At 69.5% G+C, this 25,818-nt stretch carries 16 protein-coding genes and 4 pseudogenes; 10 read left to right on the top strand and 10 right to left on the bottom strand.

The window, feature by feature from the left end; all coding sequences use genetic code 11:
• Positions 1-229: 229 nt before the first annotated feature.
• A complete protein-coding gene (locus ABTX62_RS02520; protein ID WP_352114657.1) occupies positions 230-922 on the top strand; it encodes a response regulator in 693 nt (230 codons plus the stop codon).
• Positions 923-954: 32 nt separating this feature from the next.
• Here the strand turns inward: ABTX62_RS02520 and ABTX62_RS02515 are convergent.
• Positions 955-1,640 (bottom strand): annotated as a pseudogene (locus ABTX62_RS02515) (NADPH-dependent F420 reductase).
• A 152-nt stretch (positions 1,641-1,792) separates the two neighbouring features.
• On the opposite strand from ABTX62_RS02515, the pseudogene ABTX62_RS02510 reads away from it, so the two are divergent.
• A pseudogene (locus ABTX62_RS02510) lies at positions 1,793-2,572 on the top strand (SGNH/GDSL hydrolase family protein); the annotation flags it as partial.
• 354 nt (positions 2,573-2,926) lie between these two features.
• Here the strand turns inward: ABTX62_RS02510 and ABTX62_RS02505 are convergent.
• The 3 genes from ABTX62_RS02505 to ABTX62_RS02495 form a co-directional block, all read right to left on the bottom strand.
• Positions 2,927-3,613, bottom strand: coding sequence for a beta-galactosidase small subunit-related protein (locus ABTX62_RS02505; RefSeq protein WP_352114438.1), 687 nt, complete (start codon positions 3,611-3,613; stop codon positions 2,927-2,929).
• Positions 3,614-3,959: 346 nt separating this feature from the next.
• Positions 3,960-5,303 (bottom strand): extracellular catalytic domain type 1 short-chain-length polyhydroxyalkanoate depolymerase, encoded by a 1,344-nt coding sequence (locus ABTX62_RS02500; protein ID WP_352114437.1) that lies wholly within the window; start codon positions 5,301-5,303, stop codon positions 3,960-3,962.
• A gap of 219 nt (positions 5,304-5,522) precedes the next feature.
• Positions 5,523-6,353 (bottom strand): AraC family transcriptional regulator, encoded by an 831-nt coding sequence (locus tag ABTX62_RS02495; protein ID WP_352114436.1) that lies wholly within the window; start codon positions 6,351-6,353, stop codon positions 5,523-5,525.
• A 73-nt stretch (positions 6,354-6,426) separates the two neighbouring features.
• Between ABTX62_RS02495 and ABTX62_RS02490 the strand changes: the two genes are divergently transcribed.
• The 3 genes and pseudogenes from ABTX62_RS02490 to ABTX62_RS02480 all read left to right on the top strand — a co-directional run.
• On the top strand, positions 6,427-7,245 hold the full coding sequence (locus ABTX62_RS02490) for a phytanoyl-CoA dioxygenase family protein (RefSeq protein WP_352114435.1): 819 nt from the start codon (positions 6,427-6,429) through the stop codon (positions 7,243-7,245).
• Positions 7,242-7,517 carry a hypothetical protein gene (locus ABTX62_RS02485; protein ID WP_097222335.1) on the top strand — a complete coding sequence of 92 codons (276 nt, stop codon included), beginning with the start codon at positions 7,242-7,244 and terminating at the stop codon, positions 7,515-7,517. The genes ABTX62_RS02490 and ABTX62_RS02485 overlap by 4 nt, the downstream gene beginning before the upstream one ends.
• 49 nt (positions 7,518-7,566) lie before the next feature.
• Positions 7,567-7,982, top strand: a pseudogene (locus ABTX62_RS02480) (RICIN domain-containing protein); the annotation flags it as partial.
• Between the two features lie 228 nt (positions 7,983-8,210).
• Here the strand turns inward: ABTX62_RS02480 and ABTX62_RS02475 are convergent.
• The 3 genes from ABTX62_RS02475 to ABTX62_RS02465 form a co-directional block, all read right to left on the bottom strand.
• Positions 8,211-10,346 (bottom strand): alpha-galactosidase, encoded by a 2,136-nt coding sequence (locus ABTX62_RS02475; RefSeq protein ID WP_352114434.1) that lies wholly within the window; start codon positions 10,344-10,346, stop codon positions 8,211-8,213.
• Between the two features lie 266 nt (positions 10,347-10,612).
• A complete protein-coding gene (locus ABTX62_RS02470; RefSeq protein WP_352114433.1) occupies positions 10,613-10,831 on the bottom strand; it encodes a hypothetical protein in 219 nt (72 codons plus the stop codon).
• Positions 10,831-12,822: a xyloglucanase gene (locus ABTX62_RS02465; protein WP_352114432.1), complete on the bottom strand. Its 1,992-nt coding sequence runs from the start codon at positions 12,820-12,822 to the stop codon at positions 10,831-10,833. The genes ABTX62_RS02470 and ABTX62_RS02465 overlap by 1 nt, the downstream gene beginning before the upstream one ends.
• Positions 12,823-13,528: 706 nt before the next feature.
• Here ABTX62_RS02465 and ABTX62_RS02460 point away from each other — a divergent pair.
• From ABTX62_RS02460 to ABTX62_RS02445, 4 genes and pseudogenes are all read left to right on the top strand, one after another.
• Positions 13,529-16,471, top strand: a complete 2,943-nt coding sequence (locus tag ABTX62_RS02460; protein ID WP_352114431.1) for a glycoside hydrolase family 3 C-terminal domain-containing protein — start codon at positions 13,529-13,531, stop codon at positions 16,469-16,471.
• A 207-nt stretch (positions 16,472-16,678) separates the two neighbouring features.
• Positions 16,679-18,061, top strand: coding sequence for a condensation domain-containing protein (locus ABTX62_RS02455; RefSeq protein ID WP_352114430.1), 1,383 nt, complete (start codon positions 16,679-16,681; stop codon positions 18,059-18,061).
• Positions 18,062-18,333: 272 nt separating this feature from the next.
• Positions 18,334-19,152: pseudogene (locus ABTX62_RS02450) on the top strand (aldo/keto reductase); the annotation flags it as partial.
• Positions 19,115-19,837: a FadR/GntR family transcriptional regulator gene (locus ABTX62_RS02445; RefSeq protein WP_352114429.1), complete on the top strand. Its 723-nt coding sequence runs from the start codon at positions 19,115-19,117 to the stop codon at positions 19,835-19,837. The pseudogene ABTX62_RS02450 and the gene ABTX62_RS02445, both read left to right, overlap by 38 nt.
• Positions 19,838-19,855: 18 nt before the next feature.
• Here the strand turns inward: ABTX62_RS02445 and ABTX62_RS02440 are convergent, their stop codons facing one another.
• The gene (locus tag ABTX62_RS02440; protein ID WP_352114656.1) at positions 19,856-21,280 is read right to left on the bottom strand and encodes a family 43 glycosylhydrolase; all 1,425 of its coding nucleotides are present in this window, start codon (positions 21,278-21,280) and stop codon (positions 19,856-19,858) included.
• A gap of 742 nt (positions 21,281-22,022) precedes the next feature.
• On the opposite strand from ABTX62_RS02440, the gene ABTX62_RS02435 reads away from it, so the two are divergent.
• Positions 22,023-23,381, top strand: a complete 1,359-nt coding sequence (locus ABTX62_RS02435) for a glycoside hydrolase family 43 protein (RefSeq protein ID WP_502997893.1) — start codon at positions 22,023-22,025, stop codon at positions 23,379-23,381.
• A 59-nt stretch (positions 23,382-23,440) separates the two neighbouring features.
• Here the strand turns inward: ABTX62_RS02435 and ABTX62_RS02430 are convergent, their stop codons facing one another.
• Positions 23,441-24,547 (bottom strand): ricin-type beta-trefoil lectin domain protein, encoded by a 1,107-nt coding sequence (locus tag ABTX62_RS02430; protein ID WP_352114428.1) that lies wholly within the window; start codon positions 24,545-24,547, stop codon positions 23,441-23,443.
• A gap of 421 nt (positions 24,548-24,968) precedes the next feature.
• Entirely contained in the window at positions 24,969-25,646 is a 678-nt protein-coding gene (locus ABTX62_RS02425) for a cytochrome c biogenesis CcdA family protein (RefSeq protein ID WP_352114427.1), read from the bottom strand.
• Positions 25,647-25,818: the final 172 nt, after the last annotated feature.

The following is a 25,818-nucleotide window of genomic DNA, read 5'->3' as shown; positions in this document are numbered from 1 at the left end:
AACGGGTACCCGCCGGGAGGGAGGTGCCGGATGTCCCGTCCGGTGGGCCGGTCGGCCCTCACCCGTCCCGAATCCGCTTCCGCAGAGCCCGGCAACGGGGAATCGGGACTGCCCGGCCCTGGCCGTTACGCTCTGAAGCGGGAAGGATCCCCGAACTGGGAGCCGAGCGCCCGCGGCGGGCGGACATCGGCGCACGAGGATGATCACCACGTATGACGAGGAGCAGTCGATGGCGGACAGCGAGCAGCCCGGCGCCCAGAGCCCGATCCGGGTCTTTCTGCTGGACGACCACGAAGTGGTACGGCGCGGGGTTCGCGACCTGCTGAACGACGAGCCGGACATCACCGTGATCGGCGAGGCGGCCACCGTCGAGCAGGCCCTGGTGCGGGTTCCCGCCCTGCGTCCCCAGGTGGCGGTGCTCGATGTCCGACTGCCCGACGGGGACGGTGTCACCGTGTGCCGGGAGCTGCGCTCGCACATGCCGGAGCTGGCCTGTCTGATGCTGACCTCGTTCGACGACGAGGAGGCTCTGCTGGACTCGATCATGGCCGGGGCGTCCGGTTACGTCCTGAAGCAGATCCAGGGATCGGACCTGGTGTCGGCGGTCCGTACGGTGGCCGCGGGCCAGTCCCTGCTCGACGCCAGCGCCACCACCAAGCTGATGGCCCGGCTGCGCGGCGAGCAGACCAAGGAACCGGAACAGGAGGCTCTGCCGGACCTGACCGAGCGGGAGCGGGAGATCCTGGCACTGATCGGTGAGGGGCTGACCAACCGGCAGATCGGTCAGCGGCTCTATCTCGCGGAGAAGACGGTGAAGAACCACATCTCCCGTCTGCTGGCCAAACTCGGCGTGGAACGGCGCGTCCAGGCCGCCGTCATCGCCTCGCAGGTCCGGGACCGGACCAAGCAGGCCGGGCACTGACACCTGCGCCGGAGCGTGCTAGTGCTGCGGCACTAGCGAGCGCCCTGGACGTGGAAGTCGAAGTCGGTGTGGCCGAGGGCGCTGTAGAGGCGCAGCCAGATCGGCAGCAGCATCTCCGCGCCCCGGGCGGTCTCGATGCCGCCGAGGTCGATGACACTGCTCTCGGGCCAGCCGAAGGAGACCAGTATCTCGGTGACCTGCTTCTTGGCACCGGTGTCCGAGCCGGACACGAAGACGTTGTGAGGTCCGGATACACGGCCGGGCTCGACCATGATGCGGCAGTTCATGGTGTTGAGGGTCTTCACGACGCGGGCGTCGGGGAAGACACGCTGGATCTGTTCGCCGAGGCTGTCGGTGTTGACCGGATTCAGCGGGGGCGGCATCCCTCGGGAGGAGTCGAGCGGGTTGGCGATGTCGATGAGGACCTTCCCCTCCAGGTTCGCGCTGCCCGCGGCGTTCAGGGCGTCGAGCGTGACAGTGCCCGCCGTGGCGTTGACGACCCTCTCGCCGAGGGCGGCGGCTTCGGCGAAAAACCGCAGCTCCACCGTGGGTGGGCCGCGTGCCAGGTGGCGAAGGACGGGGTGCCCATGGCGCCCGCCTCGGTACGGGTGAGGGTCGCCGAGGGGCCGCGGGTGCCGATGACGACCTCGTGGCCCAGGAAGGCGAGCTTGGCGGCGATGGTCCGGCCGACAATGCCGATGTCGGGCAGATCCCGCAGTTTCACGGAGGCGGAATTCCCTCTAAGCCTTCACCAAGGCTTTTCTTGGATGCCCGAAAACCGTAACGGCTGAGTCTCGCTGCTTCCGGTCACGCCTCATGCCATGTCTTTTCGGCATCTACCCCCCAACACACTGGAAGCGCACGTAAGTGATGAGATCCCTTCAGCGTTTCGGCCCCCGGCTGGCCATCTCTGCCATGACGATCGTGCTGAGCACGCCCGGACTGGCCACCGCCGATGAGGCGACCGGCGACAAGGACACCACGTACTACATCTCGCTCGGCGACTCCCTGACCACCGGCTACCAGCCGGACGTCGACAAGGACACCGACGTCGCCTACACCGACCAGCTCTACGCGCAGCTCAAGCAGCGCACCCCCGGACTGAAGCACATACGCCTCGGCTGTACCGCTGAGACCACCGAGTCTCTGATCAGCGGCGGAAAGTGCGACTACCCGAACGCCGAGGCCCAACTGGACGCCGCTCTGAAGGCCATGGCCCAGCACCGGGGCAAGGTCGCCTACGTGACCCTCAGCGTGGGCGCGAACGACATCCTCCTCAACTGCGTCAGCCCGGCCGGCGCCCTCGACGGGACGTGCCTGAACAGCCGGAGCGGGACCATGGCGAAAAATCTCGCACAGATCGCGGGCGCACTCCGCAAGGCGGGCACGGAGAGCACCCAGTTCGTGGGCTCGACGTACCAGAACCCGTTCCTGGGAGCCTGGCTGCAGGGCGCCGCGGGGCAGCAGGCCGCCAAGGAGTCGGCACCCCTGCTCAAGGCCGCCAACACGGGGATCACCCAGGTGTACAAGTCCACCGGCTTCAAGGTGGCGGACGTGGCCGGGGTCTTCTCCTCGGACGACTTCACCACCCAGGTCAACGTGCCCGGCGCGGGCGAGGTGCCGGCGAACGTCGCCAAGATCTGTCGGCTGACCTGGGCGTGCACACAGAAGGACCCGCACCCCAACGCCGACGGCCACAAGGTGATCGCAGGCGCCTTCTCGGCGGTGCTCGTTGAGAACGACGCGCCCGGCGGGGGCGCTTCCCCGACCCCCAGCGAGCCGCCCACACCTGGTGCGAGCGAGTCCCCGACCCCGAGCGAGTCGGCCACGCCCGGTGCGGGCGAGTCCGCGACCCCGATTCGGTTACGGCAGCCGTTCGACGGACAACTCGCTTTGGCACCGCTCCGCCGAGCGACTGCGCGACCGCAGTCCGGGCCGTCCACAGCTGCCGGATGCCGGAAGGCAGCAGGCCGCATGGTGCGGCGTCGGCGAGGGGGGGAGGCGCTACTGGGCGAACGAGAAGTACAGGGTTCGGCCGTAGTCGCCCGTCGCCGTGGTGGGGCCGCCGCTGGGGCCGAGCGCGGCCGGCGGGTCGAACTTGGTGCCGATGGCCGGGATGGCGTCGAGGAACGACAGGTCTCCCTTCGGGAAGGGCGGCGCGGTATGGCGGGGGTCGGGGCCGAACCGGGGTGTGAAGAGGCGCAGGTGGAGGTTCTCGTCCTCGGAGACGACGGTGAGACGTCCGGCGGTGGTGTGCAGGGACGCCCAGCGGACGCCCGCGTGGTAGCCCTTGAACTCCGGGTACACCCAGCCGTCGGCACCGGTCGCGGTGTCGTTGTGCTGCTTCGTCCAGACGTCCGTCGCGACGCCGCGCAGCCGGTTCTTCCACACCCTGTGGGGTCCATGACCGAGCCATGTCACGCCGGTCACCTGCGATTCGGGATGGTCGAAGCCGACGCCGAAGAGGTCGTGTTCGCCGGTGAGGTGGTAGCGGTAGTCCAACTGCAGCCAGCCGCTGGGGTGCAGATTCCACCGGACGTGCCGCAGCACGCCGGAGTACTCGGCCTCCACCGTGTAGCCGTTGCCGTCGGGCCCCTGCGTCAGGCGGGTGAGGTCGGCCGTTCCGGTGGTGGGCAGAGGGCCGCGGGACAGCGCGAAGTCCCTCCCTCGGTGGGTGACGCCGGCCAGCATGCCCGTCGTGGCGTCGAGCGTGACCGTGGTGTGGCGGGATGCGAGGGTGAGCCTGTCGTCCGCGAGCCGGTCGCGTACGGCTGGTCCCGGGCCCGTCCGTATCAGCCGTCGGGCCTGGTCGGCGGCGGAGGCGATGGTCCATGTCCAGCGGCGGATCTCGTGGCCGTCGGCGTCGGCGTCGGTGACGGTGAGCGCCAGGGCGTCGGCGCGTCGCCAACTGGACGGCGGGGACGTGCGCGCAGTCGACGGGCCCGGGTCGGCGCACGGTCGTCAGAAGCGCTTGCGTCTGCCGCGGTGCGCGGGCGGGGAAGGAGGGCAGTAGCCCTCTCAGCCCTGGGCGAGGGTGTCAGCCGAGGCGCCACTGCTGGTTGCTGCCGCCGTTGCAGTCCCACAGTTGGACCAGTGCGCCGCCGGCGGTGGAGCCACCGGTCACGTCGAGGCACAGACCCGACCGGACGCCGGTGACGGTACCGTTGGAGTTCAGGTTCCATTGCTGGTGGGTGCCGCCGTTGCAGTCCCATATCGCGACCTTGGCGCCGGCCGTGGCGCCGGTCGCGTCGAGGCACTTCGCGCCGCCGTAGACGGTGAGCTGCTTGGTCGACGTGCTGGTCCAGGTCTGGTTGGTGCCGCCGTGGCAATCCCAGATGTGCGTCTGGGTGCCGTTGGTCTGCGAAGAGCCGGGCACGTCCAGGCACTTGCCGGAACCGGTGGCGCGGATCGGACCTGTGGTGGTCCCGCCGGAGCCGTCGAGTCCGAAGAAGGTGATGGCCCGGGCCGCCATGCCGCTTTCGGGCAGGGAGTGCCCGACACCCTGGATGCTGTTCGCCTCGACCGGTGCCTGCGCGCCGGTGGAGCCGTAGCGGGTGCGGGTCCAGTTGGACTGCGGGGAGTCGGTGAAGACCGGGGTCTGGCTCACCCCGAGCACATTGGTCCACTGCTTGATCTCTTCACCGAAGTTCGCGTAGTACAGCGCTTCGTCCTCGGTACCGTGCCACAGCTGCATCCGCGGCCGGGGGCCGGTGTACCCGGGGTAGGCGTTGCGGACGAGGTCGCCCCACTCCTGGGGGGTCTTGCTGATCTTGCCGGTGGCGCAGTCGGTGTTCCAGCTGCCGTTGGTGGTGGCGAAGCAGCCGAACGGCACACCCATGAACGCCGCGCCGGCCTTGAACAGGTCGGGGTACGCGCCGAGCATGACATTGGTCGTCATCGCCCCGGACGAGGCGCCGGTGACGTAGATCCGGCCGGGATCGGCGTTCATGTTCTGCAGGGTGTACCGGACCATCTGGGCGATGCTCGTGGGGTCACTGCCCCCGTCATGCTTGAGCGCCTGGGGTGAGGAGACATCGAAGCACTGCCCGCTGACGTTCGCGTCCGGGTAGACGACGACGAACCCGTGCTGGTCGGCCAGGCGGGCGAACTCCGTGTTGGCGTAGAACGTGGGCCCAGTGCCGGTGCAGTAGTGCACCGCCACCACCACCGCCGGGCGTGCCGGAGCGGTGTCGGGCCTGTAGACGTACATCCGCAGGTTTCCGGGGTTGCTGCCGAAGTTGGTCACCTCGGTCAGTGACGCGGCCGACGCGGTGGTGGCCGAGGCGCCGGTCAGTACGAGCGCCGCGATCAGCGGCGAGATCGCCATCAGCAGGGCTACCAGTGCATCTGTGACGCTTCTCTTTTTGGACTTCCGGGACATGAAGGTGTCCTCTCTGGAATCCGGCGCGACCGGGACCTGGCCGGGTGGTGAAGCGCTTCGACGCTTCCATTGTCCTGGGCGTGGTGTCAATGCCTGGTGGTAAGCAAGGTCGCGTCGCCTGCATTCCTCTGTTTCAGCAGAGAATTCTCATTTACTCGAGATGTCCGGTGAAGCGCTTCAACACGGCCCCGCTGGGTCACGCCGAGCAATGAGGCCCCGTCAGCGGCACCGGCGTGCCGTCTCGATGGGGCTCTCGTGCCGGCCTCGGCCGTCCAGCCCCGCCGGGGCAGCCGCACGTACGTCGCGCGGGCTCGCGCCGAGTTCACGGCGGCAGGCCTTGTTGAAGGCCTGGAGGTCGGCGATGCCCACAGCCGCGGCGACGGCGGTGATGGACAGGGTGGAGGACAGCAGAAGGTGACGGGCACGCTGAAGGCGTCGGTGCCGGATGTACGACACGACCGTCAGGCCGGTTTCCGCACGGAACACGCGTGTCAGGTGTGTGTGGGAGACTCCGACGGCGCGAGCGACGTCCGGTACGGACAGCGGGCCTGCCAGGTGTTCCTCGACGTAGGCCTGGGCTGCGGCCACGAAGGGGTGGCGGCGCCCGGCTCCCTCGCCCCTCGGCAGCTCGGCGATGCGCCACAGAGCGGTCCAGACCTCGGCCGTGGCTCGTGGGGGAAAGGTCGGCATGGCCGCCACGGCGTGTCGGAGCAGGTCGGCCAGGCGGGTGCTCTCGGCCGCGGCGTCCTGCATCACCGGCACGACCCGCGCGGTTCCGCCGTCGTGCAGCCGCAGGTGGACGTAGAAGTGTTCCGACCTGCCCCGGTAGTGAAAGTGCACCTCCGTGTTCGGCGGCACGAGGCTGACGTGGCCGGGACGTATGAGGTGGACCGACTGCCCGAGGGACAGAGCACCCTCGTAGTGGTAGAGATGCAGCTGCCACAGATCAGGCAGCCGGAACACATCGTGGGCGGTGGAGACGCCGTGTACCCCGATGCCGGCATCAACCACGGTGGGCGCCTCGTCGAGCCGCAGCGTTACGTGTTTCACGAGGACGGAAAATTACCAGCACTGGACGATTTCAGCCCACGATCGAGCCGGACTGGGCACGTACGTTCGTCGCATGTCAACCAGCAAGCAACTCCTGACATCGGTTCAGGTGGCGCGCTTCGTCGCGCAGGGATTCCTGCGCCTGGACGGGGTGGTGCCGCAGGAGATCAATGAACGCGCCATCGCGGCCTTGGCCGAGGGCCTGCCGGCAGTGTCCTACGGCACTCCGCTGGGCGGGGCGTTCGCGCAGGACACCTTCGTCCACGAGCTGCTCGCCCTGCCGGACGTCGCGGGCGCTGTCGAGAGCCTGGTCGGCCCCGAACCGACCGTCGACCACCATGCGGTTCATGTGCGCGAGCCGCACGAGGGACAGGCGCAGCCGCTCCACGGGGACGCGATCATCGACGTGCGGCCGGACGCGTTCGACATCCAGCTCATGTACTACCCGCACGAGGTGACCGCCGAGATGGGCGGCACCCTCAGCGTGCCCGGAAGCCATCTGCGCAGGATCAACGAGACGGACGTCGGCCGCGTCCAGAACCTCCGGGGACAGACCCGTCTGACCTGCCCGGCGGGCACGGTCGTTCTCGTGCATCACGGCATTTGGCACAGTGGCCGCCGCAACGACACCGCGGGCCGGCGCTACATGTACAAACTCCGCCTCAACCCGACCGTGCCGCAGGTGCGTCTGTGGGACGTCTCCGACCTGCACGACCCCGCGGTGACCGCAGAACTCGACACGTACTTCCCCTGGTACGAGTGGGCCACGGGCCGACTGGAGATCTACAACCGGGTCCTGCTGTGGCGGGCCCTGACCGGAGACGACTCGTTCGACGTCGACTACTGGGTCACGCGCGTCAGCAACCGGCCGGCCTCGAGGAGTCAAGCATGAGGCAGCAGGTTCTGGTCCTCTATCTCGCGACGTCGGCGCTGGACTCCCCCGTTGTGGGCTGGTCCCGCTACGACGGGACGGGCCGGACCCGTCCGACGACCGGTGACAGCGACGAGCCGCCCTATTCCACCGGGCTTGGCGCGTTGCAGGACGGGTGGCGCCTGTTCCAGGCCTCCCAACTGCTGCCCCCACAGCCCGGTCACGAGTACGACGTCTCCTTCCTGAAGCACGAGTTCTTCTTCGAGAAGGTGGAGGACGGCCTTCGCCTTTGACGCAGGCCAAACGTTTCGACAGACTCCCTGCGTTTATCTGTCTCACCCTGTGCTGGTCAACCGGGGCAGCGGCAAGGCGCTCGACGTGTGCGGCGCGAGCACCGCCGACGGGGCGGCCGTCCATCAGTGGGCCCGCCGCGACGGGGCCAACTGCGGTTCCGGTTTGTGGACTCGGGCGGCTACCACCGGCTGAAGGCGCAGCACTCGGGCAAGGTGCTGGACGTCTCGAACCACTCCACGGCGGACCACGCGGACGTCGTGCAGTGGAGCGACGCCAACAGTGTCAACCAGCAGTTCCGGCCGGCCGGTTCGTCGGACGGCTACGTCCGTCTGATCAACCGCAACAGCGGCAAGGCGGTGGAGGTGCAGAACGCCTCCACCGCGGACGGCGCCAAGGTCGTGCAGTACACCGACGGGGACGGGGCCAACCAGCGGTGGCAACTGGTCCGGGTCGGCTCGACGGGAGTGCCGGCGCAGGTGCCACACCGCGGGACGGGTCAAGGACTCCGGGAACACGGTGCAGTACAGCTGGCCAGGCGTGTACTTCGAGGGCCGCGTCACGGCACCGGCGTGGGCATCGTGCCCCGGCTGCCGACTGCGAACCCGGGGAGCACGGGGTTGGTGGCGCGGGCGGGCTGGTTCCGGGCGGGCACCCTGGTCGTCCTTTCGTCGGGTGGGCGGCAGGGACGGCGCTCAGGGAGCGTCCGGCTCCGTGCGGGTGATGCGCAGCAGCGCCGCGGAGGGCGCGGTGGGCAGGGTCACGGTGAGGTCGGCGGTGTCCGGGTTCCAGACCGCAACGGCCTGACCTGCGGCGGGGTACAGCACCTCGGCACGAGCCGCGCCGCCCGCCCGTTCGGGCAGCCGGAAAGTGGTGGTGGCCGGGCCCCCCGGTCGGCGCCAGACAGTGAGGTAAACGGCGGCGGGGGTGTGCAGGGCCAGGGCGATCCAGGGGTCGTCCCAGCCGGGAAGGCCGAGCGGCCAGGACGGCACGGCCCCCGGCAGGTCGGCGCGGACGGCTTTGTACACGGCGACCGCCTCGTGGACCAGGGCGCGGGCCTCGGGCCCCAGTTCCGGCAGGTGGCCGGAGAGGTGGATGCGGCCGAGGAGGGCGCTCGCCATGGTGAAGGCGACCTCGTCGAGGGAGTCCTCCGGCTGCGGATAGGCCCACACGGCGCCCTGCTCGGGGGTGACGGCGGTGGGTGCGGAGGCCGCGATGGGCGCGTAGAGGAGCAGGTTCTGCTGGTCGCTGGTGGACTGCAGTTGCAGCCGCGACAGCAGGGCGTGGTCCCATCGCATGCCGCCCGAGGCGCAGTTCTCCACCACCAGGTGCGGATGGCGGTCCAGGATGCCGTCGAGCCAGTCGAGGTGCGCCCGGTTGTGGCCGAGCAGGCCGGCGCCCGGGGTCTCGCCGGGGTGGGTGCTGGTGCCGGAGCCGGGGTCGATGTTGTGGTCGAGCTTGAGATAGCCGACGTCCCATTCGCCGACCAGGCGGTCCACGACCTGGTCCAGGTGGGCGCGGGCGGCCGGGTGGCGAAGGTCCAGGTGGTGCCGGCCGGTCTCGGTGAGGCGGACACCGTCGCGGCGGAAGAACGCCTCGCCGGGCAGGGACTTGGCCATGGGGCTGTCGACGCCGATGACTTCCGGCTCCAGCCACAGGCCGGGGACCATGCCGCGCTCCCGGATGCGGTCCAGCACCTCGTGGATCCCCTTCTCGCCGGGGAAGCGGGAGGCGGCCGGTTCCCAGGCGCCGACGGTGGTCCACCAGCCGCCGTCGCCGCCGTCGTACCAGCCCGCGTCGATGACGAAGTACTCGGCGCCGGCCTCGGCCGCCGCGTCGATCAGCGGCAGCAGTTTGTCGGTGGTGGGGTCTCCCATCAGGCAGTTCATGTAGTCGTTGAAGACGACGGGCAGACGCCGGTGGTCGGCGTGCGGGCGGCGGTGGGCGCGGCGGTAGCGGGTCAGCGCGGCGAACGCGGCGTCGGGGCCGCCGTCGGCGCTGAAGGACAGGGCGGCGGGTACGGTGCGGAAAGCGGTGCCGGGTTCCAGGGGGTGGCGCCAGCCGTGGTGGGCGTCGGTGGGCCCGAACAGTGCCGCGTAGGCCGCCCGGTCGTGCTCTTGGCACTCCCAGCGCCAGCCCCCTCCGTTGTGCTCGATCTGCCACACCCAGGTGCGGCCGGTCCGCCGGTCCGTCAGTCCGCCCATGGGCAGGTGTCCGCAACTGGACCAGGCGCCCTGGCCGTTCAGGGCGAAGCCGGCCTTGCCGTGCCCGTACGTCACGCGTCCGCTGACACCGGGTGTGGTCCGGCGCATCGGCTGCCGCTGCCAGCGGCACTCGGCGAGCCAGTCGTTGTCCGCCCACAGCAGGTCGGCGGCGTCGACGGCCGCCGGGTCCTGCGGGGTGAGGCAGCCCACCGTGAGCGAGCTGACCGACTCCAGGTGCAGTGTGGTCCGCCCTTCGTTGCGCAGGATCACTTCGCTGCGGAGCACGGGGATGCCGTCCGGCGACCGGTAGGTCACCTCCGCGGCCAACCCGGTTTCCGGGTCGTGGAGATGGACGGTCAGCGTGTGCCAGTCGCCGTCGCGGGCCGCGTGGTGGGCCCGGTGGCGCAGCCGCCCGCCGAGGGCGGTCCCGATCAGACGGCTGCCCGACCAGTCACGGCCGTGACCCGCGGCCGTCACCTCAACCAGCGGCAGGGACGCGCCGGTGTCGCTGCCCGCTTCGCCGGGCAGTCCGAGACGCGTCAGGCGGGCGCCGCCGTCGTCGCCGAGGACGAACTCCAGATCCAGGGCGTCATGACCCCAGCGGAGACTCCGCTGTCCGTTCTCCATGGTGTCCTTTCCAGATCAGTGGCCGCGCGGGCCCGCGCATCCGCCGGGCGGCAGTTCGTGGGCTGTGGGCCGGTGTCTCGGTACAGGCCGTGCTCGCCGTCGAACTCGACGGCGAGCGCGGTGGTGTGCGGCGCGGTGACGCCCAAGGGCAGTGAGGCGTCATGAGCCCACGGCGCCCCAGGAGTGAGCCGTGTACTCGCCCGGCCCGAATTCCCGGTCGGCCATGACGCTGTTGAGGTAGTGGTCGTTGGTGTAGAGGCCCCTGTTCAGGCCGTAGTGAAGGACGGGGTGAGGCTGCCGGACCACCAGCCGGACTTGCTCCTGTCCAGGAAGCTGAGGGTGTGGCCGCCATTGCTCCAGGTGTACTCGTGGATGTTCCAGGTGCGGCCGCCCAGGCTGACGTCGGTCGCGGCCGGGATCGCGTTACCGTTCGCGTCATGGGCGTCGGCCGGCGGCGTGGTGTTGTACCCGTTGAGCCAGACCATCAGCTCGGTCTTGGAGTCGCGGTCGGTCGGCGCGGGGGGCGGGCCGTGGCCGTGAAGCTTTTGCCGCCATCCGTGCTGAGGTAGAAGACGCCGGAGCCGTAGGCGTAGAACTTCGCCGGGTTCACCCGGTCCGAGCGCACCGAAACCCCGGTCGGCAGCCCCTTCGAAGCCGTCCAGGTCGCTCCGTGGTCGTCGGACCAACTGACTGGCGCACCGGCCGGTGACCAGACGATCCGCTTTCCGTCGGCGCTGATGGCGACGGCCTGGTCCTCGACTCCGGGCCCGGTGACGCCGGCCGGTTCGCTGCCGGACGGCTTCCAGGTGTCGCCTCCGTCGGTGGAGACGGCGAAGTGCTGGGTCCAGCCGCTGGTGGGGTGGCCGACCCGGACGATGGTGTGGGGCGCCAGCTCCGCGTAGTCCAGGGCCGGGGTGTTGTCGAAGGTCGGGTCGTCGTACATCTTCGGCGCCTTGCGGAAATCCGTGTGCCGGAAGCCGCCGACATCACCCACGCCGGAGAAGAGGTGCGCGCGACCGGCGGGCGGGCTGATCAGGCACAGGACCGCGGTCTCCTCCAGGCCCTGGGCCCGCACGGACATGTGTACCGTGCCGCCGCTGTCCCAGTCGGTCAGGTTGTCCGCGCCGTAGATCGTCGCGCCGGTTCCGTACATGAAGTGGTCGGAGTCGAAGGGGTCGATCTGAACGGACTCCATCATCCAGCCCAGCTTGGGGGCCATCTCGGGCAGCGACGGCGAGGCGTTCCAGGTCAGCCAGGGGGCGGCGGAGATGTCGATGTCGTAGCGCAGGGTGCGCTCGGCATTCGGGCCCAGGTCCCAGGCGCGGGTCCAGCTCGCGCCGCCGTCGGTGGAGCGGAAGAGGATGCAGTCGGGCCACCAGTTGATCTGGGTGGACACCATCAGGGTGTCCGGGTTCTGCCGGTCGATGGTCAGGCCGCTGTAACCCCACTTGTTGTCGTCGCTGGTGGCCGGGACCGGGCTGATGCGGGTCCAGGTGTCGGTGGCGGTGTCCAGCTTCCACACGTCGCCATTGGAGCCGTCGTACGGGCCGGCGGTGTCGCTGGTCGCCAGGTACAGGTAGCCGCCTACGTGGTCGAAGACCGCGTGGTGCGGGATGAAGCCGGTGGGCTGCCCGGGTACGCGTTCCCAGGTCGCTCCCGCGTCGGTCGACCGGTACAGGATGTTGTCCTTGTCGGCGACGGTGACGTAGAGGGTCCGGGTGGCCTTGCCCGCTCTGCCCGTGCGCTTGTCGAAGACGACCTGCAGCACGCCCAGGTTGTCGCCGTTGTAGCCGTCGGGGTCGGTGGGGTCGGGCACGAAGTTGCCGACGTTGGGGAAGTCGGCCACCTTCGCGAAGGTCTTGCCGTGGTCGGTGCTGCGCCACAGTCCGTGGCCCCCGCGCACTCCCAGGTAGAGGATCCTGTTGCGGTTGGGGTCGATCACCAGCCGCTCGCCGATACCCCGACCGGGCATGTTGCCGCCCAGCCGGAACGGCAGGGGAGTGGTCTTCCAGGTGCGGCCGCGATCGGTCGAGCGCAAAATCGCCGCCATGCTCGGGTCCCAGTCGGGGAGGGTGTAGGTGCCCGCCGCCAGGTAGACGCGGTCGGGGTCGACCTCGTCGGTGGCGATGCTGATGATGCCGGTGTGGCCGTACTCGTCCCAGCCGATCCAGTCGGTGAGGGGGATCCACCGCCGGGACGCCGTGTCGAGGCGGTAGGCGCCGCCGATGTCGGTGCGCGCGTACACCAGTCCGGGCTCGTTCTGGTTGAAGATGATGCCAGTGACGAAGCCGCCGCCGACTATCTCCGCGTTGCGGAAGGTGTAGGGCCTGTGTCGGACCTTCCCGGCCACGCGGGCGGATGTGGCGGATGTGACCGGTGCGGCGGAGGCACCGGAGGGGGCGAGCAGGGGGAGTGCGGCCGTGGCCGCGCCTGCGGCCAGCAGGCCTCGGCGGGAGAGATGCGGGGCATGGGTCATGACGGGTCCTTGCCTTTCGGGTGCGGGTCCGTACGGGGCCTGCGCACAAGCCGCGGTCCGGCCGGCCGGCTCCAGAAGGCGATTCCGCAGGCCTCGTCCGGCGCGACGAGGGTGCCGCACCGGTGGGGCGGCCGGAGTCGGGGACCGCCGAGGCGCTCGGTGACGGATTTTCCGTCGCTGAGGCCGGAGTCGGTGTCCACGCCGGCGGCTGTTCGCAGGACGACTCGGCGGTTCGTCTCAGTGCTCATGTCGTTGCGGCCCTTCGTTTGCGTCGATCCGACCGGCGGATGGGCAGACGCTGCGTCGTCCGGTGGTCTCATGTCCGGAGGGCGGGAGCGAACCGAGTCGACGCGCTTCGACGTTTCGGTGAGAGTAAGGCCGTGTTTCCGGGGGTGACAATGGGCCGCCAAAGTCACTTTTCGATAACAGGCACGGTCGGGGGTGAGGGAGCGCATCGCCGTCCATGCGTCTTTGCCCCAGGTGAGCTGGTCTTCTAGGGGAACTCTCAAAGAGGAACGCCGACGCCGGAAGAACGGCTCGCGACGGCTGGGCGACCTGTGATTGACACACGACTCAGCGTCATGTCAACGTCGAAGCGCTTCGACTCCGCGGGCAGTGCGATCGGCAAGGCCGTACGCCGCCCGGCTCCGCGGTCGCCCACGCTTCCCACGCCTTCTCCGTCGACCTCCTGCAAGGGACTTCTCAGGTGAGTACCGCAGCCACATCCCCCGAGCCGCCCACCACCGACCTGCCGTTCCGTGACCCCGCGCTACCCCTCGCCCGGCGAGTCGACGACCTGATCTCCCGGCTGACGCTCGACGAGCGCATCGAGCTGCTCTACCAGTACTCACCAGGAGTCCCGCGCCTCGGACTGGCCCCCTTCAAGACCGGTACCGAAGGGCTGCACGGCGTGTCCTGGCTGGGGCCGGCCACCGTGTTCCCGCAGGCGGTAGGCCTGGGAGCCACCTGGGACGAGGAGTTGCTGCACGAGGTCGCCACGGCCGTCGGCACCGAAACCCGCGCCTTCCACCAGCGCCCCGCCGCCGACGGCCACCGGCACAGCCTCCAGGTCTGGGCCCCCGTGGTGAACCTGCTGCGCGACCCCCGCTGGGGCCGCAACGAGGAGGGGTACGCGGAGGATCCGCTGCTCACCGGCCGGCTCTCCGTCGGCTTCTGCCGCGGGCTGGCCGGGGACCACCCGGTCTATCTGCGCACGGCACCGCTCCTGAAGCACTTCCTCGCCTACAACAACGAGGACGAGCGCGACATCACCTCCTCCGTGGTACCGCCCAGGGTGCTGCACGAATACGACCTCGCCGCCTTCCGCCCGGCGATCGCGTCCGGCGCCGCCACCGGCGTCATGCCGGCCTACAACCTCATCAACGGCCGCCCCTGCCATGTCAGTCCACTGCTCGAGACCGAGGTACGGCGCTGGGCCGAGCCCACCGGCCACGAGCTGTTCGTCTGCAGCGACGCCGGAGCGGTGACCAACCTCGCCGAATCGGAGCACTACTTCGACGACCACCCCACCTCCCACGCGGCGGCGGTACGCGCCGGCGTCGACAGCATCACCGAACTGGGCGAGGACGGCAGCATCACCCTCGACCGGCTCCGCACGGCGGTCGACCGCGGGCTGCTCACCGAGGACGACATCGACCGCGCCGCGCGACGCCACCTGTCGATACGCTTCCGCCTCGGCGAGTTCGATCCGGACCTCGACCCCTACGCCGGCATCCGCGACGACGTCGTGGACAGCCCCGCCCACCGGGCGCTCGCCTTGCGCGCCGCCACGGAGTCGGTGGTGCTGCTGAAGAACGACGGCGCACTGCCGCTGTCACCGGCCCCCGGCGGGCGCGTCGCGCTCGTCGGTCCGTTGGCGGACACCCTCTTCGAGGACTGGTACAGCGGCACCATGCCGTACCGGATCACCATGGCCGCCGGCCTGGAGGCGGCCCTCGAGGAGCGCGGCGCCGAAGCGGTCCGCGCGGAGGGAGTCGACCGGATCACGCTGCGCGCCGCCTCCACCGGAGGCCTCCTGCGCGTGCCGGCGCTCGACCCCGGCGGGCCCATGGTGGCCGGTGCTCACTCGGACGAGCAGGAAGCGGGCGACAGCGCCTGCCACGACCTGTTCGACTGGGGTGAAGGTGTACTGACCCTCCGCAACGCCTGCACGGAACGCTACGTCACCCTCAAGGACGGCGACCTCACCCTCGCCGCCGACCAGACGCAGCCCAACGGCTGGTTCGTCCACGAGACCTTCCGGCTGGAACCCCAGCCGGACGGCACGGAACTGCTGCGCAACATCAGCAACGGCCGCTACGCCGCCGTGGACCCCGCCACGGGCCGCGTCACCCTCTCTGCCCAAGCCCCCGAGCAGGCGGAACGCTGGACCCGAACGGTCGTCAGGGACGGAATCGCCGAAGCCGTCGCGGCCGCCGCCTCGGCGGACGTCGCCGTGGTCGTCCTCGGAAACGACCCGCACATCAACGGCCGCGAGACCGAGGACCGTGCGGGCATCTCACTGCCGCCCGCGCAGGAGGCCCTGCTGCGCGCCGTCGCCACCGAGCGTCCCGAGTCGGTACTGGTCGTGATGAGCAGCTACCCCTACGCCGTCGACTGGGCGGACGAGCACCTGCCCGCCGTGGTGTGGACCTCCCACGGCGGGCAGGAGACGGGCCGGGCACTCGCCGCGATCCTGCTCGGCGAGGCCGAACCCTCCGGACGGCTCCCGCAGACCTGGTACCGCGGCGACGACCCGCTGCCCGGCCGCCTCGCCTACGACATCATCAGCGCCGGCTGGACGTACCAGTACCACGACGCCGCACCGCTGTACCCCTTCGGGCACGGCCTGTCCTACACCGGCTTCGCCTACTCCGGCCTGCGGCTGTCCGCCCGGGAAGCGGCGCAGGACGACACCCTGGCCGTGAGCGTCGAACTCACCAACACCGGGTCGCGCACGGGCACCGAGACCGTGCAGCTCTACACCCGCGCGCTCGCCGCCCGCCACCGCGCGCCCAGGCGCAGACTGACGGACTTCCGCAAGGTCTCCCTCGTCCCCGGTGAACGGCGGCGGCTGGAGTTCGACCTGCCCGTCGCGGCCCTGGCCCACTGGTCCGTCTCGGCCGGCGCCCTCGCCGTGGACCCGGGGCCGTACGAGATCCTGATCGGGCACTCGGCCGAAGCCATCGCCCTGACAGCGCCCCTCACCGTGACGGGGCCGGCGCTCCCTGCCCGCACTCTCCTCGGCGGACGGCTGGTGGCCGTCGACTTCGACGAGTGCGAGGGCGGCACGCTCGTCGACGCCACCCGGGAGAACGGGGTGGCGGTCACCCCGGCGACCGGTGACATCCACTGCGCACTGCGCTACGGCTCAGTCGACCTGGGCAGCCCGGCAGACGGGCCGCGGGTCATCACGGCCGAGGTGTCGTGCGCGACGGAGGAGGACGCGACCGTCGAGATCTACGCCGACGGCGCTCCCGGTGCAGGAACCCTGCTCGCCGCCCTCCGTGTCACCACCGGCAGCGACGGCCGGTACGACTGGCGCAGGGTCAGCGCGCGGATACCGGAGGAGGTGACCGGGGTGCACGATCTGCATCTCGTTCTGCGGGGCGGTGTCCACCTGGCTGCGATCGCCGGTGGGACGCGGTAAGGAGTGGAGGAACGCGATATGGAGCGGTGGGACGCGGCAAGAAGACAGTCCGCCGCCGCGTTCCACACTCTCCGACCATTGACGCACGCGGCCCGCGCGGATCTATCCTCTGCCTGAACAGGGGGGCGCCCGGGCTCCGGCCGCGGCGTCGTACCGCCGGACGGTGTGGCGGATCGGGGTCCGTACCGGAGGAGGGCCGGGGCGGGTATGCGACAGACCGCACGCCATGACGTCGTCTTCGTCGCCGGCACCGCCGGAGAGCATGAACTGGCCTGGTCGCAGAAGGCCCATGAACGCGAAGGATGCCACCCCCATCTCCACGGACCCCGCAACAGGAACGTACGGATGGGGCGGGCACTGGACGGCCGGCCCGCCATGTCCGCGGTGCTGCGTGCCTTCGCCGCGGTCATGGCCCACTTCGAGGCACTGCGCACGCTCTATCCACGTGACGCGGACGGGCACCCGCGCGCGGCCGTCGTGGCTTCCGGCGTGCTCCGGATCGACGAGTACGCCTCCGATGCCCCGCCGACCGACGACGAGCTGAGCGCCTTCACGCTCCGACTGGCCGAGCCCGGATTCGCCCCGGACGACCTGCCGTTGCGGGCCGCCGTCATCACCGTGGACGGCAGACCCATCCACATCGCGCTGTCCTTGCACCACTTCTCGGCGGACACGACGAGCGCCCGGATCGCGGCCGAACGCATAGCCCGACTGGCCGCCGATCCGGGCGCCGGCCTCGGCTCGGGGTGGCAGCCGCGGCAGATCGCGAGCTTCGAAGCCAGTCCCTCGGGGCGGCGGCACGCCCATCGTGTCGACACCCATGACCGGGCCATGCTCCGTCGGTCCGCCATGCCCGAACTCCAGGCGCCCCCGGGCCACAGCGCCGCCGTCTACAACTTCGTATGCCTCGACTCCGCGGCGGTCGCCCTCGCGGCAGCCGCTCTGGCGAAGCAGTACCGGACATCCGCGGCCGCCGTCCTGCACGCCGCATACGCGCGCACGCTCGCCGAGCACCTCGGCATCGGCACCTGCGTGTTCAACACCGTGATGCCCAACCGGCAGACCGTCTTCGCCCGCGAGGCGGTGGCCCATATCGCCGGCAGGGCCCTCGTCCCGGTCGACACGTCCCTGGGCGGCGACCGGTTCCCGGCGCTGTGCCGAGCCGTCGACGCGGCACTCGTCAGATCCTCCTCCGTCAGCCTGCGAGAGCCCGACCGCTACGCCAGATCCCTGGACGAGGTCTCGGCGGAACTGGGCCGCTCCGCACACAACCCGTACGTGGTCAACATCCGCCCCATAGCGCCCCGCACGCTGATCCGGGCTCACGCGGACAGGACACCGCAGGACCTCGACCGAACCATGGCATCCAGCCGTTACCGACGATTCCCCAAACCCGTCGACGCGTACTCCGGAAACCTCTCCTTCGATGTGTGGGGCATGTCCGGGACGGCCGGAATCAGTCTCGGGACGGACGCGACGTCGTTCGACGCGACGGATCTCGAACAGATACTCCGGTCCTTCGAGAGCCGGCTGGTCGGAGCCGCGATCGGCGGTCACGCCGCAAGGAGCGGCTCCTTCGCCGGCGCATAGAGCGCGGCGGAGCGCGGATGGTCGGCGTCGAGATCACTCACGACGCCGGGTGTGCTGCCTGATGCGAGCGGCCTGCCTCTCCGACTGAGCATGTGGTGCGGTTTAGCAACGGCGCCGCCGTCGGTGCAACGCGTCCCACTCTCGGATGGCCGGAGTCCGGCCTGTCGGCATGCACGGGGTCGTTCTGCCCGTCGACGGCGGATGGCTCGGCCGATGACCGGCATCGACCTGGCTGGATGGCCACCGCCGCCCACCTGGAGCGGGGTGATTCGCGCGACGAGTACGTCATCTCCTCCAAGGTGGGCAGGCTGCTCGTGCCCGACGAGGAGCCGCGCGGCGTCGACACCGAGGGCTTCGTCGTCCGGGACGACCTGCGTCGGCAGTGGGACTTCAGCCGGGACGGCGTGCTCCGCTCCCTAGAGGACACGCTGGAGCGCACCGGCCTGGACCCCCTCGACATCGTCTACCTGCAGATCCGGACGACCACTGGCGGCAGGTCGCCGAGGAGGCCATGCCCACCCTCGCCGAGCTGCGCGACCAGGGTGTGATCGGCGCGATCGGAGCCCGCATGAACCAGTCGGCGATGCTCGCCCGCTTCCTGCGCGAGACGGCCGCCGATGTGGTGTTGCCGCCCGGGCGCTACACACTCCTGGACCAGTCGGCGCTGGACGACGTCCTGCCCGCCGCACGAGAACTGGGCAAGAGCGTGGTGGCGTGGGGCTCTTCAGCTCGGGACTGCTCTCCCGGGACCGGCCCGCCGAGGGCATGAAGTACGACTACCGCGACGCACCGCCGGCCCTGGTCGACCGCGCTCGGGCGATCACCGAGGTCTGCGAGGGGCACGGGACCACCCTGCCCGCGCCGCGATCGCCTTCCCGTACACGCATCCCCGTATCATCAAGGTCACCCTCGGCATGCGGACTGCGGAACAGGTCGGACGAAATGTGGAACTCCATGGTCAACACGTCCCCGACGGCCTCTGCGACGATCTTCGCACTCAGGGGTTGATCCGGTCGGACGTGCTGGCGGGGCACGGTGGGGGAGGGATGCGCGGTGTCTCTGACGGACAAGGCCATCGAACAGATCCGTGAGCTGATCCGGACCGGTGTGCTGCCGCCGGGCTCGAAGCTTCCACCGGAGCCGGACCTGGCCGTCCAGCTGGGGCTGTCCCGCAATCTCGCGCGCGAAGCGGTCAAGGCGCTGGCCGTCGCCCGCGTCCTGGAGGTACGGCGGGGCGACGGCACGTACGTGACCAGCCTCCAGCCGAGCCTGCTCCTGGAGGGTCTCGGCGGCGCGGTGGAGCTGCTGCAGGGCGACTCGATCGCCCTGCGGGACCTCATGGAGGTACGGCGGCTCCTCGAACCGATGGCCACGGCCCTCGCCGCCCCCCGGATCTCCGATGCCCAACTGGCCGAAGTGAAGCGGCACCTGGACGCCATGCGCGAGGCCCGCGACGACGTCGAACAGCTCAACGCCCACGACGCCGCCTTCCACCGCGCCGTCGTCTCGGCCACGGGCAACGAGACCCTCCTCACCCTCCTGGAAGGGATCTCCGGCCGCACCCTGCGCGCCCGCATCTGGCGCGGCCTGGTCGACGACAAGGCCGCGGGCCGCACCCTCGCCGAGCACGAGGCGATCTTCACCGCGCTGTCCACCCGTGACGCCGCCCTCAGCCAGGCCGCCGCACTGCTGCACGTGAGCAACACCGAGCAGTGGCTGAGGGAACACCTGCGCTCGGCCGAGCCCTTCCCCGTCCGGACGACAGAGCGGAAGTGACGGGCGGGCGGCGTCGGCTCACTGGGTGTAGAAGGTGGCGTCCGCCCGGTCGGTCGTCGTACTGAGGGCCTGGACGTACAGCAGGTAGTCGTAGTGGCGGATGTAGCGGCCCGGCAAGTTGTACGACTCGTACGAGACCCCGGCGGAGTCGGAGAGGCCGGCCCGGGCCGTGAAGGAGGCGTCAGCGGCGAACAGCGCCGTTCCGTCGTTCTTCTCCACCCACACCTCGTTGTTCTTGTGGCGCAGGTAGTAGCCGGGGAAGTTCGCCGACTCCAGGGAGACGGTGCCGCTGCCGGTGAGTCCGGTGACGACGCGGAACTGCGAGTCGGCGAGCGGGGAAACGTTCGGCTCGATCTTGGCGCGGTACTCCCAGTGCCGGATGAACCGGTCGGGGAAGTTGTACGAGGAGAGCCGGATCGGCGTGAGGCCGTCGGCGACCGGGATGCCGAAGTCGGGTGTGCCGTCGGCCTTCCAGTAGATCTTCTGCACGCGGGTGCGGCGGTTGGGGTCGTTGAGCGGGGAACCGCTGATGTCCTTGTAGCTGCGGTCGTGATAGACGAGGATGTCCGACTTGCCGTCCTCGGAGATCGTGAACTGGTTGTGCCCGGGCCCGTACTGGCTGGTGGCGGCGTTGCTGGCGAAGACCGGGCCTGTGCTCTTGGCCCACGACGAGGCGCTCAGCAGGTCGGCCGAGGCGGACGCGGTCAGCAGGCCCATGCAGTAGTTGGCGTCGGTGGCACTGGCCGAGAAGGTCATGAAGACCTTGCCGCCCCGCTGGATCACGGCCGGGCCCTCGTTGACCGTCTCGCCTCCGGCGGTCTCCCACGAGGCGGTCGGCCGGCTGATCATGACCGGTGCGCCGGTGATGGTCCACGGGTTGGACATCCGCGCTATGTAGATGTTGGTGCCGCGGCCGACGGCAGGGTCGTTCTGCGCCCAGGCCAGGTAGCGGGTGCCGTTGACGACGAAGGTCGTCGCGTCCAGGGAGAAGGTGTCCAGCGGCAGGGCGATACGGCCCTTCTCCGTCCAGGTGCCCGTGATCGGGTTCGCGGCCGTGCACTCCAGGACGTAGGGCCGGATCCTCCAGATGTCGTTGGCGGCGCCCGCGGCGAAGTGGATGTACCACTTGCCGTCGATGAAGTGGATCTCCGGTGCCCAGATGTGGGCTCCCATCTCACCGGTGGAGTGCTTCGTCCAGATGGTCGTCTCGGCGGCCGACGTGAGCCCCTGGATCGTGGTGGCCCGGCGCAGCACGATCCGGTCGTACGCCGGGACCGTGGCGGTGAAGTAGTAGAAACCGTCCGTGTGCTTGAAGATGTGCGGGTCGGCCCGCTGTTCGGCGATGGTGTTCGTGTACGTCACACCGGGGGAGGCGGGCACGGCGGCGTGGGCGGTACCGGCCGAGACGCCGGTGACGGTGGCGGCGGCCGAGCCGGCGATCATGCCGAGGACCGTTCGACGGGTGAGCGCAGGTCTCACGGAGTACTCCCTCTGGTGCTGGTGGTGCGGCGGACGCTTCTCCACAACGGGTCGATATATCGAACACCGTTCGTAAGCTCGGCCAGAAGATAAGTTCTGCACCTCTCTCCGTCAACGCTTGTCACACAAGCATCCGGAGCGTCTTCCCGCCGTCGAGAAGTGAGGCTCGCGCTGCTCCGTGTCGGATGTAGCGACGCACCCTGTTTGCGAACTGTTCGATATCACGTACGGGACCGCCTTTCGCCCGACAGTGGCATCTGCAGACCGACAGGAGATCCACATGTCTCCTGCCGGTCTGCCAGGGCCACCGAAAGGCGCGAGAGGGGCCGGCTGATTCCGGGTGACGCATGTCCCCCCCGTGTGCGGTGTGCTTCGTCGTGGTGACGGCACGCCTGTCACCCGAGTGGGGGAGGCGGACCGCTCTCGCACCGCGATGACCGATATTCCGAACGTAGCTCGAATGCCGGACGGGGTCGGCGCCGAACGTAAAGGGTGTCCCGTACGGAGTCAACGTGTGTGACAGAGCGGTTTCTTCGATATCCGGGCGGTGTGAAATGCACCGAACGGTACTCGTCGGAAACATTGACGGAGCCACGACCCAAACCTATCGTCTGCTCGAAGTTCCGCACACTGGTCGTTATTTCGAACAATCGCATCCCTTGTCACGGCGATCGGCCCAGCGGACTGGCCGGGCCCGGAGGAAGAGTTGAACAGAACCGTAAGAAAGCTGCTCGCCCTGCTGGGCCCGCTGCTGCTGGTCCTGCTGGGCGGCGCCGTCTTTGAGGGCACCGCCTCCGCCGCCGCCCCGCCGGCCGGGCAGGCCACGCGGTACACGATGACCGCGTTCACCAACAGCAGTGAGTCGAACCTGTATGTGTACGACTCGCCGGACGCCACCGGATTCACCCTGCAGAAAGGCCCCGCCTACACCCCGCCGTCCGGCCTGATCCGGGACCCCAGCATCTTCAAGCACACCGACGGCTACTACTACCTCACTTACACCACGAACTGGACGGGGAACACGATCGGTTTCGCCCGGAGCACCGACCGGGTGAACTGGACGTTCCTGTACAACCACACGATCCCGATCAGCGGGCTGACCCGCACCTGGGCACCTGAGTGGTTCATCGACACCGACGGCAGCGTCAACGTCATCGTGTCCCTGACGGCGGCGAGCACCGCCACCCACTTCACCGCCTACAAGATCACGGCGACCAACGCAGCACTGACCACCTGGTCCGCGCCCACCCAGCTGTCCGGTATCGGCCCGAACTACATCGACACCTTCATCGTCAAGGTCGGCTCCACCTACCACGCGTTCACCAAGAACGAGACGACGAAGTACATCGAGTACGCCACCGCCTCCAGCCTCACCGGCCCCTACACCCTGCGTAAGACGGGCGACTGGGCCGGCTTCGGCGACTGGGTCGAGGGTCCGGCCCTGGTCCAGCTCGACAACGGCGGCTGGCGCATCTACTACGACGGCTACCGCGCCGGGAAGTACTGGTACAGCGACAGCTACGACAACTTCGCCACCTGGTCCGCGCCCACCGAGGTGCCCGGGCTGTCCGGCTTCATCCGCCACGCCACCGTGCTGAAGGAGACAGTCCCCGGCGGTGTCACCCTGCCCACCAACGCCACCAGGTCGCTGCGGTCGGTCAACTACCCCGACCGGTACGCCGTGGTACGCCCTGACAGCCTCGGCTACATCGACCCGGTGAACACGTCCAGCAGCACCGCCGTCAAGCAGAGCGCCACCTTCACCGTCGTACCCGGCCTCGCCGACGCCAACTGCTACTCCTTCCGCGACTCCTCCGGCCGCTATCTCCGCCATTGGGACTTCCGGGTCCGCTTCGACAGCAGCAATGGCACCGACACCTTCAAGAAGGACGCCACCTACTGCGCCCGCCCGGGCAGCGCCTCCGGCTCCGTCCGCCTGGAGTCGTACAACTACCCCGGCCGCTACATCCGCCACTACAACTACGCCCTGCGCGTGGACCCCTACCAGAACACCGACACGTTCCGCGCCGACAGCTCCTTCACGGTGGTCAGCCCCTGGGCCTGACCTGCCCGCGATGTTCACCCGGGATCTGAGCCTGTCAGGCCAGATCCCGGGAGCCGGTGTCATCCGGTGGTCAGAGTGGTCCACTTCTGGTTGGAGCCGCCGTTGCAGTCCCACAGCACGAGTTGGGTGCCGTTGGCAGTGGAGGAGCCGGGAACATCGAGGCAGCGGCCGGAGGCGGGGTTGCGGTAACCGCCGTTGTAGGGCTGCCAGACCTGGTTGGCACCGCCGTGGCAGGCCCAGAGCTGCACCTTGGTGCCGTTGGCTGTGGCCCCGCCGGCGGCGTCGAGGCACTTGCCCAGGGAGCGCAGGGTCCTGTCGGTGTAGGCGGACCAGTACTGGTTGGCACCGTCGCCGCAGCTCCACGTCTGGACGGCGGTCCCGTCGGCGGTGCCGGTACCGTTGACGTCCATGCACTTGCCGGCGATGCCGGACTGCACGCGGGCGGGCGCGGGGGCGGGGTTCTTCAGCCACCCGGCGCTGTCCGCGGACTGGACACCACGGTGGAAGGCGTCGGCCATCTTCTGGTAGCCCGAGTCGTTGGGATGCAAGGGGTCGGCCAGGTCGGCCGTGGTCAGACTGCTCATGTCGACGAACGCGACGCGTTTGCCCACGGCCTGCGCGTCGCTGACGATCTGCCGGGTGGCCTGGTTGTACGTGCCCCGCCACCGCTCCTCCGAGCTGCTGGTGGACACGACCAGGGAGGCGACGAGGACGGTGGCGTCGGGGACGTCGGCGGTGATCTGGTTGACCAGCGACCTCAGCCGGGCGATGGCGCTGTCGACCTCGGAGGCTCCTTGGAGGTCGTTGGTGCCGATGTGCAGCGTCACCACGTTGGGCCGGTAGCGGGTCAGCGAGGCGTCGGCGAGCGCGGCGATCTGGTCGATGCGGTACCCGGAGTGGCCTTCGTTGTCCGGATCGGACATCGAACCGTTCCGCACCGTGCCCACGAAGTCCAGGGGATGGCCGTCCGCCACGAGCCTGTTCCACAACGGCCCCCGGTAGCCGTTGCCCGCACTGCTTCCCACGCCCCAGGTGATGGAGTCGCCCAACGGCATGACCCGCAAAGGCGTGTCGGAGGCGGCGGAGGCAGGAGTCACACCTGTCGCCGTCACTCCGAGCGCGACAGCGACAAGCGTGATCAGGGACTGAACCCAAGGCTTTCTCATGCAGCGTCCTCTTCTGCGAGTGAGTGCAAGCGGGGATGATCGCCGTTCGTGTCAGCAGCTCGGCCGCAACGCCTTCCCTTCGGCGTCGGCGGCCGCCTGACCTACTGGCAGAACGGTCGGGTGGGTGGGTAGGGGAGCGCATACCGAGTGGGTCGGCCCGAACCCGTCGCACAAGCGCACCCGTATAGATACCACGATCCGGGCTGGAACATCCCATCAATGCAGAGGAATTAGTGATCGGTGACACGAGGCGAGTACCAGGGGTTGGCCGCAAGAACCGCCCAGTCATGGCCTGTTCGCCTGCCACTCCCATGTCGGTGTCGATGCCAGACATCCCATGTATGGCTGCCGGTTGGAGTCCGTTGTTCGCACCCAGCCTGTGCCTCAACCTGCCTGTGACGGCTTGTGGTTGACGCCATAATCACCTCCGGCGATCAGCAGTGCGCCGGGCCGCGTTCGCGACGTCTTCCGGGCCCGCCACTCCTGATTCCGCGACCCTGACCGTGTCTTCGGATCTCCCCGTCGGGCGGCGCGCGGTTGCCCGCTGTGTCACCCGACCCTCACCCGCGGTCAGGCCCATCCCGGCGGCGTACGCCGTGAACAGGGTGATGCCTTCGAGGGTGGATCCGCTGCGGAAGGCGGAGACGACGATGGCGAGGAAGGGGGCGAGGGTGCAGCCGAAGGAGACGATGGCGTAGGCGGCGCCGAACAGGGCCATGGACGGCAGGGAGCGGGTGACGGTCGGGGCGCGGCGGAGTTTGGGGAGCAGGACGGGCAGGTCGCGGCCGGCCAGGAGCCAACCGCCGACGGCGGCGAGGAGGAGTCCGAAGCCGATGGTGAACCAGGGCAGGTGTTGTTGTTGTATCTGCCCGGCGACGGGGGTGATGGCGAGGCCGAAGACAGGAGGGCCTCGGGGACCGCCGCTGTTCCGGATCCGTCCTGGGCCGCCGTAGCCAAGCCGGGTGTTGAGGGACTGGCCATTGCTGCGGCGCCGCTGGAGGCGTGTTGTTGTCCTGGGTGCCGCAGCCTGCCAGGGTGAGCGCGGTGGCGGCCAGAAGGCGGCGAAGTCGTCGTACATGTGCAGCCCGAGCAGCACCATCTCGCCTGAGGGGTCCTTTTCACTATGCCCGTCCGGGTCGCGCGGCCTGGCACCGCACCTCGCCGCGTTGCCGAAATGCCCCAGTAGCTCCGCTACGAGGGCTTCCCGGCGCCTTGCGATGCACGGCACCAGACCACGTGCCCTGATCGGACGCTCATAGTGAAAGGACCCC

It is taken from the genome of Streptomyces sp. NPDC096046 (assembly GCF_040303285.1).
Taxonomy (GTDB): Bacteria; Actinomycetota; Actinomycetes; order Streptomycetales; family Streptomycetaceae; genus Streptomyces.
The sequence above is the reverse complement of the archived record's forward strand: the minus strand, read 5'-3'. Positions and strand labels throughout refer to the sequence as shown.

Coding starts and splice junctions, on each gene's coding strand:
- ABTX62_RS02520 (WP_352114657.1), top strand. CDS start 230: ATGGCGGACAGCGAGCAGCCCGGCGCCCAGAGCCCGATCCGGGTCTTT.
- ABTX62_RS02505 (WP_352114438.1), bottom strand. CDS start 3,613: ATGCTGGCCGGCGTCACCCACCGAGGGAGGGACTTCGCGCTGTCCCGC.
- ABTX62_RS02500 (WP_352114437.1), bottom strand. CDS start 5,303: ATGTCCCGGAAGTCCAAAAAGAGAAGCGTCACAGATGCACTGGTAGCC.
- ABTX62_RS02490 (WP_352114435.1), top strand. CDS start 6,427: ATGTCAACCAGCAAGCAACTCCTGACATCGGTTCAGGTGGCGCGCTTC.
- ABTX62_RS02485 (WP_097222335.1), top strand. CDS start 7,242: ATGAGGCAGCAGGTTCTGGTCCTCTATCTCGCGACGTCGGCGCTGGAC.
- ABTX62_RS02475 (WP_352114434.1), bottom strand. CDS start 10,346: ATGGAGAACGGACAGCGGAGTCTCCGCTGGGGTCATGACGCCCTGGAT.
- ABTX62_RS02470 (WP_352114433.1), bottom strand. CDS start 10,831: ATGGTCTGGCTCAACGGGTACAACACCACGCCGCCGGCCGACGCCCAT.
- ABTX62_RS02465 (WP_352114432.1), bottom strand. CDS start 12,822: ATGACCCATGCCCCGCATCTCTCCCGCCGAGGCCTGCTGGCCGCAGGC.
- ABTX62_RS02455 (WP_352114430.1), top strand. CDS start 16,679: ATGCGACAGACCGCACGCCATGACGTCGTCTTCGTCGCCGGCACCGCC.
- ABTX62_RS02440 (WP_352114656.1), bottom strand. CDS start 21,280: ATGATCGCCGGCTCGGCCGCCGCCACCGTCACCGGCGTCTCGGCCGGT.
- ABTX62_RS02430 (WP_352114428.1), bottom strand. CDS start 24,547: ATGAGAAAGCCTTGGGTTCAGTCCCTGATCACGCTTGTCGCTGTCGCG.
- ABTX62_RS02425 (WP_352114427.1), bottom strand. CDS start 25,646: ATGGTGCTGCTCGGGCTGCACATGTACGACGACTTCGCCGCCTTCTGG.